At 60.5% G+C, this 11,479-nt stretch carries 9 protein-coding genes; all 9 read right to left on the bottom strand.

Going from position 1 to position 11,479, the window contains the following annotated elements:
* Positions 1-1,162: lysine--tRNA ligase (lysS, locus tag ACIQVE_RS28350; protein ID WP_402815058.1), on the bottom strand; the 1,162-nt coding region annotated here is incomplete at its 3' end.
* 70 nt (positions 1,163-1,232) lie between these two features.
* A protein-coding gene (gene prfB, locus ACIQVE_RS28345; protein WP_402815055.1) for a peptide chain release factor 2 occupies positions 1,233-2,328 on the bottom strand; the annotation gives its coding sequence in 2 pieces (ribosomal slippage) (positions 1,233-2,255 and positions 2,257-2,328; 1,095 coding nt in all).
* A 311-nt stretch (positions 2,329-2,639) separates the two neighbouring features.
* Positions 2,640-3,641: a diguanylate cyclase domain-containing protein gene (locus ACIQVE_RS28340; protein ID WP_402815052.1), complete on the bottom strand. Its 1,002-nt coding sequence runs from the start codon at positions 3,639-3,641 to the stop codon at positions 2,640-2,642.
* A gap of 48 nt (positions 3,642-3,689) precedes the next feature.
* Positions 3,690-4,700, bottom strand: coding sequence for a chemotaxis response regulator protein-glutamate methylesterase (locus ACIQVE_RS28335; RefSeq protein ID WP_402815050.1), 1,011 nt, complete (start codon positions 4,698-4,700; stop codon positions 3,690-3,692).
* Positions 4,697-6,985: a hybrid sensor histidine kinase/response regulator gene (locus ACIQVE_RS28330; protein ID WP_402815047.1), complete on the bottom strand. Its 2,289-nt coding sequence runs from the start codon at positions 6,983-6,985 to the stop codon at positions 4,697-4,699. Before ACIQVE_RS28330 ends, ACIQVE_RS28335 begins: the two co-directional genes overlap by 4 nt.
* Positions 6,982-7,662 (bottom strand): chemotaxis protein CheW, encoded by a 681-nt coding sequence (locus tag ACIQVE_RS28325; protein ID WP_402815044.1) that lies wholly within the window; start codon positions 7,660-7,662, stop codon positions 6,982-6,984. Before ACIQVE_RS28325 ends, ACIQVE_RS28330 begins: the two co-directional genes overlap by 4 nt.
* Positions 7,659-8,933: a CheR family methyltransferase gene (locus ACIQVE_RS28320; protein ID WP_402815041.1), complete on the bottom strand. Its 1,275-nt coding sequence runs from the start codon at positions 8,931-8,933 to the stop codon at positions 7,659-7,661. The genes ACIQVE_RS28325 and ACIQVE_RS28320 overlap by 4 nt, the downstream gene beginning before the upstream one ends.
* The gene (locus ACIQVE_RS28315) at positions 8,930-9,466 is read right to left on the bottom strand and encodes a chemotaxis protein CheW (RefSeq protein WP_402815039.1); all 537 of its coding nucleotides are present in this window, start codon (positions 9,464-9,466) and stop codon (positions 8,930-8,932) included. Before ACIQVE_RS28315 ends, ACIQVE_RS28320 begins: the two co-directional genes overlap by 4 nt.
* Positions 9,466-11,088, bottom strand: coding sequence for a methyl-accepting chemotaxis protein (locus ACIQVE_RS28310; protein WP_402815036.1), 1,623 nt, complete (start codon positions 11,086-11,088; stop codon positions 9,466-9,468). Before ACIQVE_RS28310 ends, ACIQVE_RS28315 begins: the two co-directional genes overlap by 1 nt.
* Positions 11,089-11,479 lie beyond the last annotated feature (391 nt).

Genomic DNA, 11,479 nt, shown 5'->3' with positions numbered 1-11,479 from the left:
ACTGGGTGATGAAGTGCGTCTGTTCCAGCTTGTGATCGACCAGTTCTTCGAAAATCATCACTTGAAGCTTGCCCAGACCTTCGAAGCCCAGCACCTTGGCGCCGGCCTTCTTGGCGATGGCGCGAGCCTTGTCGATGTCGTTCAGATCATCGGCGGTCCGCTCTGGGGTGGACGTGAGGATCGAGTCGAACACCGACAGACGCACGAACGGCTCGCCGAAGTGGAACACCTTGTCGCCGTATGGCACGTCGGTGCTGCCCAGCACCAGCTGCGCCAGTTCGCGGAACAACTCTTCGGTCAGGTCCATGTTGTCTTCGTAGTCGGCGTAAGCCTGGTAGAACTCCAACATGGTGAATTCAGGGTTGTGACGGGTCGAAACGCCTTCGTTACGGAAGTTGCGGTTGATCTCGAAAACCTTTTCAAAGCCGCCAACCACCAGACGCTTCAGATACAGCTCAGGCGCGATACGCAGGAACATTTCCATGTCCAGCGCATTGTGGTGGGTTTCGAACGGCTTGGCCGCAGCGCCGCCCGGAATGGTCTGCAGCATTGGCGTTTCAACTTCAAGGAAGTCGCGCTCCATCAAGAAGCTGCGGATGTGCGCAATCACTTGCGAACGCACGCGGAAGGTCTGGCGCACTTCTTCATTGACGATCAGGTCAACGTAGCGCTGACGATAGCGCTGTTCGGTGTCGGTCAGGCCGTGGTGCTTGTCCGGCAGCGGGCGCAGCGACTTGGTCAGCAGGCGCACGGTGGTCATTTCAACGTACAGGTCGCCTTTGCCGGAACGGGCCAGGGTGCCTTCAGCAGCAATGATGTCGCCCATGTCCCAGGTTTTCACCTCGGCCAGGGTTTCTTCGGACAGGGTTTTACGGTTGACGTAGACCTGAATGCGACCGGTCATGTCCTGAATCACCATGAACGAGCCACGGTTGAGCATGATGCGACCGGCAACCTTGACCGGGATTGCAGCCTCTGCCAGCTCTTCCTTGGTCTTGTCCGCGTACTGTTTCTGCAACGCATCGCAGTAGTTGTCGCGGCGGAAGTCGTTCGGGAAGGCATTGCCCTTGGCGCGCTCGGCAGCAAGCTTTTCCTTGCGCAGGGCGATCAGGGAGTTTTCTTCCTGTTGCAGGGCTTGCGGATCGAGTTGTTGGTCGCTCATGTCTTTAAATCTTCCATCACAGGTTCGTTGCCCCCGCCAATGACAGGGGACTTAAGGTCGGGCTGACGGCTTACAGCCCCGATTTCAGGCTGGCTTCCAGGTATTCATCGATGTCGCCATCGAGCACCTTGTCGCAGTCGCTGCGTTCGATGTTGGTCCGCAGGTCCTTGATGCGCGAGGCATCCAGTACATAGGAGCGGATCTGGTGACCCCAGCCGATGTCGGACTTGGTGTCTTCCAGCGCCTGGGACGCCGCGTTGCGCTTTTGCATTTCCTGCTCGTACAACTTGGCCCGCAGCATTTTCATGGCGGTATCCTTGTTGGCGTGCTGGGAACGTTCGTTCTGGCAGCTGACCACGGTGTTGGTCGGTACGTGAGTAATACGTACGGCCGAGTCGGTGGTGTTTACGTGCTGACCACCGGCACCGGAGGAGCGATAAGTGTCGATCCGCAGGTCTGACGGGTTGATGTCGATTTCCACTTTGTCATCGATCTCTGGCGAGACGAAAACCGCGGAGAACGAGGTGTGGCGACGGTTGCCGGAGTCGAACGGGCTCTTGCGCACCAGACGGTGTACGCCGATCTCGGTCCGCAGCCAGCCAAAGGCGTATTCACCTTTGATGTGCACGGTCGCGCCCTTGATCCCGGCGACTTCACCGGCGGACAGTTCCATGATGGTCGCGTCAAAACCGCGTTTGTCAGCCCAGCGCAGGTACATGCGCAGCAGGATGTTGGCCCAGTCTTGAGCCTCGGTACCGCCGGAGCCGGCCTGAATATCCAGGTAGGCGTTGTTCGGGTCCATTTCATGGCTGAACATGCGACGGAATTCAAGCTTGGCCAGATTGGCCTCGAGACGGGCCAGTTCAGCGACAACATCGCTCACTGCGCCTTCGTCGTTTTCTTCGACGGCCATGTCCAGCAGGTCGCGGCAATCGGCCAGACCGCCGTTCAATTCGTCGAGGGTGTCGACGATTTGCGCCAGCGCAGAGCGCTCGCGGCCCAGTTCCTGGGCGTATTCAGGTTTGTTCCAGACACTCGGATCTTCAAGCTCGCGATTGACTTCAGTCAGACGCTCGTGCTTTTGATCGTAGTCAAAGATACCCCCGAATAGTTTCGGAGCGCTCGGACAGGTCCTTGATGGTGTTCAGGATCGGGTTGATTTCCATGGCGGGCAGCACTCGTTGGCGAACTTTTGAAAGCCGGCGAGTATAACGTAATCGGGCTGTAACGGCAGCCCGTCTGGCGGCTGTTGGGGGGATGGATTGAGGTTTTCTGTTCGGGTTGAGATTGCCTGCCCTCACCCTAGCCCTCTCCCAGAGGGAGAGGGGACCGATTGGGGGATATTTGAGAGGTACACCGACCTGAAAGGTTTTTGTCGAATTCATAATCGACAAGGTCTTTCAGGTCGGTGCAGATCGTGAGACACCTCGGTCGGCCCCCTCTCCCTCCGGGAGAGGGCTGGGGTGAGGGGTGGCCGTTACTCGATCCCGACCTGATTACGCCCATTGTTCTTGGCCAGATACAACCCGCGATCCGCCGCCGAGATCAGCAACCGGCAATCGCTGCCTGCCTGCGGGACCATGGTCGCCAGGCCGATGCTGATGGTCAGGCTCGTGCCTTCGTTGGGCGAAATGTGTGGAATCTTCAGGGACGCCACGGTCTGGCGCAGCTTCTCCGCCACCAGTCGAGCGCCGCCCGGCGAAGTATTCGGCAATACCAGCGCAAACTCCTCGCCACCGTAACGCGCCGGCAAGTCCGACGGTCGCGCACTGGCGTCGCGGATGGCCGTGGCGACCTTGCGCAATGCTTCATCGCCTTCGACATGGCCGAACGTGTCGTTATAGGATTTGAAGTAATCGACGTCGATCATCAACAGCGACAACTGGCTCTGATCGCGCAACGAGCGGCGCCATTCCAGCTCCAGGTATTCGTCGAAGTGGCGACGGTTCGACAGCCCGGTCAGGCCATCGGAGTTCATCAGGCGTTGCAGCACCAGGTTAGTGTCGAGCAACTGCTGCTGACTGACGCGCAGCGCACGGTACGCCGCGTCCCGTTGCAATAACGTCATGTAGGAGCGCGAGTGATAGCGAATGCGCGCCACCAGTTCGATGGTGTCTGGCAGCTTCACCAGATAATCGTTGGCGCCCGCGGAAAACGCCGCGCTCTTGATCAGCGGGTCTTCCTTGGTCGACAGGACAATGATTGGAATGTCCTTGGTCGCCGGGTGATTGCGGTATTCGCGCACCAGGCTCAGGCCGTCGAGGCCGGGCATCACCAAGTCCTGGAGGATCACCGTCGGCTTGATCCGCACCGCTTGCGCAATGGCCTGATGCGGGTCGGAGCAGAAGTGGAAGTCGATGTTCTCTTCATTCGACAGCCCACGGCGTACGGCTTCGCCGATCATCGCTTGATCGTCCACCAACAACACCATGGCGGCATTTTCGTCGGTTTTAATGTCGTCGATCTGTAAATCATTCATGGGCTGTCACCTGAGTGCTGCGGGGGCCAGGATTGCGGATAAAACTGTTCATTTTGGGAAAATCTCCAGCAATCGCGGCGCTATCTTTTCCAGTGGACGGATTTCTACGGCGGCATCGATTGCCGCGGCAGCCTTGGGCATGCCGTACACCGCACTGCTTTGCTGATCCTGGGCGATGGTCAGATAACCCTGTTGGCGCATGAGCTTAAGCCCTTGCGCGCCGTCTCGCCCCATGCCGGTCAATAAAACCCCGACCGCATCGCCGTTCCAGTAGCTGACGACGCTCTCGAAAAACACGTCGATCGAAGGTCGGTAGATCTCGTTGACCGGCTCGGCGGTATAGGCCAGCGTGCCGTTTTTCAACAAGCGAATATGGTGGTTGGTGCCGGCCAGCAGCACCACGCCGGTCTGCGGCGGTTCGCCTTCGCGGGCCAGACGCACGTCCAGGCCACTGGCGCTGGCGAGCCATTCGGCCATGCCGGCAGCGAACACCTGGTCAACGTGCTGTACCAGCACGATGGCCGCGGAAAAGTTGCGCGGCAAACCCTTGAGCAGGACCTCCAGCGCCGCCGGCCCGCCAGCGGACGAGCCGATCGCCACCAGCCGCTGGCGCGAGCCAGGACTGCGCTGGGGCAGCGGTGCCGAACGCGCGCGCGGCGTTTTCTCGCCGATCAGCCAGCCGATATTGAGGATCTTGCGCAGCAACGGCGCCGCCGCTTCCTGCGCATTGCCTGCGCCAATGGCCGGGGTGTCGACCACATCCAGCGCACCGTGGCCCATCGCTTCGAAGACCCGGTGCACGTTCTGCTGGCGGTCGACCGTAACAATGACAATAGCGCATGGCGATTCGGCCATGATCCGCCGAGTGGCTTCGACGCCGTCCATCACCGGCATGATCAAATCCATAAGGATCAGATCCGGCGTGTTTTCCGCACACAGGCGCACCGCCTCGGCGCCGTTGTAGGCGACCCAGACCACTTGATGCGCGGGCTCAAAGGCCAACGCCCGGCGCAGGGCCTCCACCGCCATTGGCATGTCGTTGACGATTGCGATTTTCATGCCCGCGCTCCTCCGATGAGCTCGACCACTGCATCAAGCAGGGCGTCGTCATGAAAACTGGCTTTGGCTAAATAATAGTCGGCCCCGGCGTCCAGTCCACGGCGGCGATCTTCTTCACGATCCTTGTACGAAACGACCATCACCGGCAGTGATTGCAAACGGTTGTCGCGGCGCAACAAGGTCACCAGTTCGATACCGTCCATGCGTGGCATGTCGATGTCGGTAATCAGCAAATCGAAATCCTCCGAACGCAGCGCGTTCCAACCGTCCATGCCGTCCACCGCGACGGCCACGTCGTAGCCGCGATTGAGCAGCAGCTTGCGTTGCAGTTCGCGCACGGTCAGCGAGTCATCGACCACCAGCACCCGCTTGCGCGCGGTTTCTGCGGCCTGATTGCCGTGGCGGGCGATACGCTCCAGGCGCCCGGTATTGAGCAGTTTGTCCACTGAACGCAGCATGTCTTCGACGTCGACGATCAGCACCACCGAACCGTCATCGAGCAAGGCGCCGGCGGAGATGTCCTGGACTTTGCCCAGACGCTCGTCCAGTGGCAATACGACCAACGTGCGTTCACCAATGAAGCGTTCGACCGCCACGCCGTAGATCGCCTCGCGCTCGCGGATCACCACGACTTTGAGGGTCTCGCCGCTGTTCTGGCTCGCTGGGCGTTGCAGCAACTGGCTCGCGGCTACCAGTCCGACATGCCGGCCTTCGTGCCAGAAATGCTGACGACCTTCGACCTGCACGATGTCCTCGGGGGTCAGATCGCACATGCGCTCGATGTGCGCCAGCGGGAAGGCGTACGCCTCTTCACCGACTTCCACCACCAGACTGCGTACCACCGACAGGGTCAGCGGCACTTCAAGATGAAAACGGCTGCCCTCGCCCGCCGTCTGCTCCAGCTCCACCGCACCACGCAACTGGCGCACCATGTGCTGCACCGCGTCGAGCCCGACGCCACGGCCGGACACTTCGGTCACGGTGTCGCGCAGGCTGAAACCGGGGAGGAAGAGGAAAGTCAGCAGTTCCTCTTCGCTCAACTGCGCCGCTGTTTCGGCCGGAGACAGTTGGCGCTCGATGATGCTACGGCGGACCTTTTCCAGATCAACGCCGTTGCCGTCATCACTCAATTCCAGCACCAGCAATCCGGCTTGATGCGAGGCGCGCAGGCGGATCAGGCCTTCCTCAGGCTTGCCCTTGAGCAAGCGCTGCTCAGGGGGTTCGATACCATGGTCGACCGCGTTGCGCAGCAGATGGGTGAGCGGTGCTTCGAGTTTTTCCAGCACGTCGCGGTCGACCTGGGTTTTCTCGCCTTCGATCTCCAGTCGGACCTGCTTGCCGAGGCTGCGACCCAGATCACGCACCATCCGCGCCTGACCGCTGAGCACGTCAGCAAACGGCCGCATGCGACAGGCCAGCGCCGTGTCGTAGAGCACCTGCGCGCGTTGGCTGGCTTGCCAGGCGAATTCATCGAGTTCGGCGTTTTTCTCAGCCAGCAACTGTTGCGACTCGGAGAGCAGACGCCGCGCATCCTCCAACGCTTCCAGCGCCTCAAGGCCCAGGGCATGTTCCTTGAGATGGACATTGAGGTTTTCCAGCGCGCGCAGGCCATTGTTCTGCATGCGTTTGAGGCGCTGCATGGTTGCCAGATGCGGCTTGAGGCGCTGGGTTTCCACCAGCGATTTACTCGACAGATCGAGCAGACTGTTCAGGCGCTCAGCGGTGACGCGCAAAACGCGCTCGCCACCCTCGGTGGTGCGTCTGTTCTTGCGTAGTACGGGTTCGGATGTATCGACCAAGGCTTCTATAGTGGGCGCTGGCGTTGGTTCAACTGGCGGCGGCGCTTCAAGCTGCAACTCGGCCATGACGGGGGCGACGACCGGGACTGACGGGGCCGACGGATCCAGCAGTTGCCCCATCAACGCCACATACGCCTCGATGTCTGCCGGTTGCGGCGCACTCGCGGGCGTCGCAATGCGCATCAGCAAATCGGTGCCCTGCAATAACGCGTCGATATGCTCTGGACGCAGCAGCAACCGCCCCTCCTGAGCGCAGACCAGACAATCTTCCATCACGTGGGCGACGCTGACGCCGCTGTCGACGCCGACGATCCGCGCCGCGCCTTTGAGCGAGTGCGCCGCGCGCATGCACGATTCGAGCTGATCGGCCTGGGTCGGGTTGCGCTCCAGCGCCAACAGCCCAGCGCTGAGAACTTGGGTCTGGGCTTCGGCTTCAAGGCTGAACAGCTCAAGCAGCGAGGCGTCGCGCATTTGCTCGGGGGTCATGTGAGGCTCCGGGTCACGGCGGACAACAGCTGTTCTTCATTCAGCCAACGCAGGCTGCGACCCCGAAATTGCAGCACGCCACGGGTGTATTTGGCACTGGCTTGAGCACCGGATTGCGAGGCGGCATCAAGAATTCGCTCGTCAATGGCATGAATGCCGTCCACTTCATCCACCGGCACGACAACCGGTCCGCCATCGGCGGCGATGATCAGCATGCGCGGCATTATCCGCGCGCCGGGTGCCGGCGCCGCGCTGCCATCCAGACCCAGTAATTCGACCAGCGACAAGCAGGCCACCAATGCTCCGCGCACATTCGCAACACCAAGCAAGGCGCGCGAGCGCTGGTGCGGCAACGAGTGAATCGCCTGCATCGGCGCCACCTCAACGAGGCTGCGCGTGGCCAGCCCCAGCCACTCTTCACCGAGACGGAACATCAGCAGCGAGCGGGTCTTCAGGTCGGTTTCAACCACTGCCGCCACCGGATCACGCTCGTCCTGCTGCAAGGCATACCGGTCGAGCAGGCGTGTGGCGGCGGCGGAATACACCGAGCAATTACGGCAATGGATGTGTTCTTCCAGCAGCGGGCACGACTTGTCGCCGTGAATGCCGATGCGGTTCCAGCAATCATCGATGGCCTGGGCGTCTTCGTGGGTGACGTTCAAGGTGTCGGCGATCATCGTTTACGCTCACTGTCGGCGGTGCGGCCGCTGCGAGCGGCGCGTTCCTGCAATCGTCTGGCACCGACGCTGTCGCCCTGAGCCTGCAACAGTGCGGCCAGGTGCATCAACGCTTCGGAATGTTGCGGTTCGAGGTACAAGGCTTTGCGATAGAACCCCTGGGCTTCGAGCGTCAGGCCAGCGACATCGCTGAGCAGGCCAAGCCAATAAAACACCTGTGCCACGGGTTCGTGGCTGCGCAAGTATTGATCGCACGCGGCGCGGGCCTCAGCGCTTTTGCCTTCATTGGCCAGCGCGGCAATATTCGCCAACAGCGTTGCCGCGTCGGGATTGCTGCTTTTGCCGGTGACCGGCATGGTTGTTACACCAGCAAACGGTCGATTGCGTAAGGGCGGTGGCGGCGGCGTGCTGCGCAGCGGTGGGTACACGGGCAAAGGGATTGGCGCAGGGGGTGGCAATGGTTCAGGCGCAGGCTCGTTGTGGCGACTGAACGCAAACGACTGCGGGATGCCAATCGAGCGCATGCCCAGACGCCCGAGCAAACTGCCCTCGGCCGGACCGATAAACAGCACGCCGTCGACGTGTGTCAGGCGCTTGAGCACTTCGAAGACTTGCTGCTGGGTCGGCTGATCGAAATAGATCAGCAGGTTGCGACAGAACACGAAATCGAAGGCTGGCTCGGCGTTCAACAGCATCGGATCGAGCACATTACCGACCTGCAAGCGCACCTGCTCGCGTACATATTCGTTGACGCGATGACCGTCCTGTTCAGCGCTGAAGTGACGCTCGCGATAGTCCAGATCCTGCCCGCGAAACGAGTTCTTGCCGTACAGCGCCCGCAGCGCCTTGTCCACCGACAGCGGGCTGACGTCCATGCCGTCGACTTTGAACTGATGCGGTTTTAGCCCCGCATCAAGCAACGCCATGGCAATCGAATAGGGCTCTTCGCCGGTGGAGCAAGGCAGGCTGAGAATGCGCAGCGCGCGCATGTTGTTCAGCTCGACGAGTCGCTGACGCGCCAGTTTTCCGAGCGTGGCGAAGGACTCCGGATAGCGGAAAAACCAGGTTTCGGGAACGATCACCGCCTCGATCAGTGCCTGTTGCTCGTCCCGCGAGCCTTGCAGCAGTTGCCAGTACTCGTCGGCATGCGCAGCTTGTGAAAGCGTTGTGCGCTGGCGCACCGCCCGCTCGATGATCGCCGGGCCCACCGAGGTGACATCGAGGCCGATACGCTCTTTGAGGAAGTCGAAAAAGCGCTGATCGCTACTCATGACTGCGCCTCAAGTTGCGCCGGATCGCGCGGTGGCGAGGGAAACAGCAACGTGCGCACGGCGTCATCAAGCAAGTCATTGACCCTCACCCATTGCACCAGTCCCTGCGCATCTTCACGCACAGGGCCGAGGTAAGGCGCCTCACGGTTGTCGAGGCCGTAGGGCTGAAAATCCTCTGGATTGCAACGCAGGGTATCGGTGGCTTGTTCAAGAATCAGCCCAAGCCATTGCCCCGGCTGGGCTTCGTCCACACGATAGTGAACCAGCACCAGTCGCGTACTGGTCCGCGCCTCGGCGGGTTTGCCAAACGTCAGCGCACTGAGATCAATCACCGGCACCACCGCGCCGCGGTAGGCGAACACCCCGGCGACCCAATGCGGCGCGCAGGCAATCGGCTTCAATGGCAGGCGCGGCAGCACTTCGGCCACTTCCGTGGCGCGCAACGCATAGCGCTCGCTGCCGATGCGAAACAGCAGGAACAACGCCTGCTTCGCCACCTGAGCAGCGCCACGCTTGGCGATGATTTCGCTCATCAGACTTTAAATCGCGAAACGCCGCTGCGCAGCCCGACGGCCACCTGGCTCAGTTCGTCGATAGCGAAACTGGCCTGACGCAGCGACTCGACGGTCTGGCTGCTGGCATCGCCCAACTGCACCAGCGCATGGTTGATCTGCTCGGCGCCGGTGGCCTGGGCCTGCATGCCTTCGTTCACCATCAACACCCGCGGCGCCAGCGCCTGCACTTGATGGATGATCTGCGAAAGCTGCTCGCCAACCTGCTGCACTTCTGACATGCCGCGACGCACTTCCTCGGAGAACTTGTCCATGCCCATCACCCCGGCAGACACCGCCGACTGGATCTCGCGGACCATTTGTTCGATGTCATAAGTCGCTACAGCGGTCTGATCTGCCAGACGTCGCACTTCGGTGGCGACCACGGCGAAACCGCGACCGTACTCGCCGGCCTTCTCCGCTTCAATGGCGGCGTTGAGCGACAGCAGGTTGGTCTGGTCAGCGACCTTGACGATGGTCACCACCACCTGATTGATGTTGCCAGCCTTCTCATTGAGGATCGCCAGTTTGGCGTTGACCAGATCCGCCGCGCCCATCACCGAGTGCATGGTGTCTTCCATGCGGGCCAGACCCTGCTGACCGGAACCTGCGAGCACCGAGGCCTGATCGGCAGCGGTCGACACTTCGGTCATGGTGCGCACCAGATCGCGAGAAGTCGCGGCGATCTCACGGGACGTCGCGCCGATTTCGGTGGTCGTGGCAGCGGTTTCGGTGGCGGTGGCTTGCTGTTGTTTGGAGGTAGCGGCGATCTCGGTCACCGACGTGGTGACCTGCACCGACGAGCGCTGGGCCTGGGACACCAAAGCCGTCAGCTCGGTCATCATGTCGTTGAAGCCCGTTTCCACTGCACCGAATTCGTCTTTGCGGTCGAGATTCAAACGGCCGCTCAAGTCGCCGGTACGCATGATTTCGAGGATTTTCACGATGCGGTTCATCGGCGCCATGATCGCGCGCATCAACAGCAAACCGCAGGCGCCGGCCGCCAGCACGGCGACCAGCAGCGAGACGAGCATGCTGACCTTGGCAGCCCCCACCGCCTCGTCAATGTTGGTCATGGCCTCATCGGCGACTTTCTTGTTCCAACCGATGATGTCGTTGAGCTTCATCCGGCCGCTGTACCACGCCGGTGTCAGCTTCTCATTGAACAGCTTGACCGCATCGGCCTCCAGATTGCGTGCGTGCAGATCCAGCACCTGATCCTGAATCTGCATGTAGGTGTCGTGGTACTTCTCGAAAGTAGCGAACTCGATTCGGTCCTGATCGATCGCAATGGTCTTGCGGTAGTTGGCCATTTGCTCTTGCAGACGGTTTTCGAACGCCTTGTATTGCGCCGCGTCCTCGCTGGAAATCCCCTGCCCTTTCTTTAAGCCGAGCAGTTCCTGCGTCTGCAAATAACTGTCGACCCAGGCGCCACGAATCATCGAGCTGTAATAAACCCCGGGGATCGCATCATCGCGCACGCTGTTTTCACTGGCTTCGATTTTCAGAAGCCGCGAATACGAGAGAACAACCATCAGCAACATGATGGCGATAATCACCGCAAAGCTCGCCAAAATGCGTTGGCGCAACGTCCAGTTCTTCACAGTGATTCCTCGTACCTAGGTCGAAATGCGGGGAGTATAGCCGAGGGCGGTGTTTCATTAATAAGACGCTTTTTAACCCTTGGCGTTAAAGTACAACAGGCTCTGGCTTGGGACTTTCCAGTAACGGGGAGATGGCTGACCAGTGACGGACCGGCAAAAAATGGCGCTGGATTGGTCATTTGTTGAAAACCAGCGATTTCCAGCCAACGCCATCATCTGGCCATACTGCGCAAGAAGTTGCGCAGTTGTACGTAATATTTTGCCTTTAAAATCGCTACAGCCCATGTGCCACGTGTCCTGTAGCCAAGTGCGCAAGAAGTTGCGCAGTACTGCGCAACTTCTTGCGCACTTTTGCCCTCGCTCCCCTGTGAAAAAACCTCAGAACCGCAGA

It is taken from the genome of Pseudomonas sp. NPDC098747, assembly GCF_044760045.1.
Lineage (GTDB): Bacteria > Pseudomonadota > Gammaproteobacteria > Pseudomonadales > Pseudomonadaceae > Aquipseudomonas.
This window is presented reverse-complemented; position numbering and strand designations above follow the sequence as displayed.

Excerpts from the sequence above, each read along its gene's own strand:
- ACIQVE_RS28340 (WP_402815052.1), bottom strand. The coding sequence starts at position 3,641 with ATGAATGATTTACAGATCGACGACATTAAAACCGACGAAAATGCCGCC.
- ACIQVE_RS28330 (WP_402815047.1), bottom strand. The coding sequence starts at position 6,985 with ATGACCCCCGAGCAAATGCGCGACGCCTCGCTGCTTGAGCTGTTCAGC.
- ACIQVE_RS28325 (WP_402815044.1), bottom strand. The coding sequence starts at position 7,662 with ATGATCGCCGACACCTTGAACGTCACCCACGAAGACGCCCAGGCCATC.
- ACIQVE_RS28320 (WP_402815041.1), bottom strand. The coding sequence starts at position 8,933 with ATGAGTAGCGATCAGCGCTTTTTCGACTTCCTCAAAGAGCGTATCGGC.
- ACIQVE_RS28335 (WP_402815050.1), bottom strand. The coding sequence starts at position 4,700 with ATGAAAATCGCAATCGTCAACGACATGCCAATGGCGGTGGAGGCCCTG.
- ACIQVE_RS28315 (WP_402815039.1), bottom strand. The coding sequence starts at position 9,466 with ATGAGCGAAATCATCGCCAAGCGTGGCGCTGCTCAGGTGGCGAAGCAG.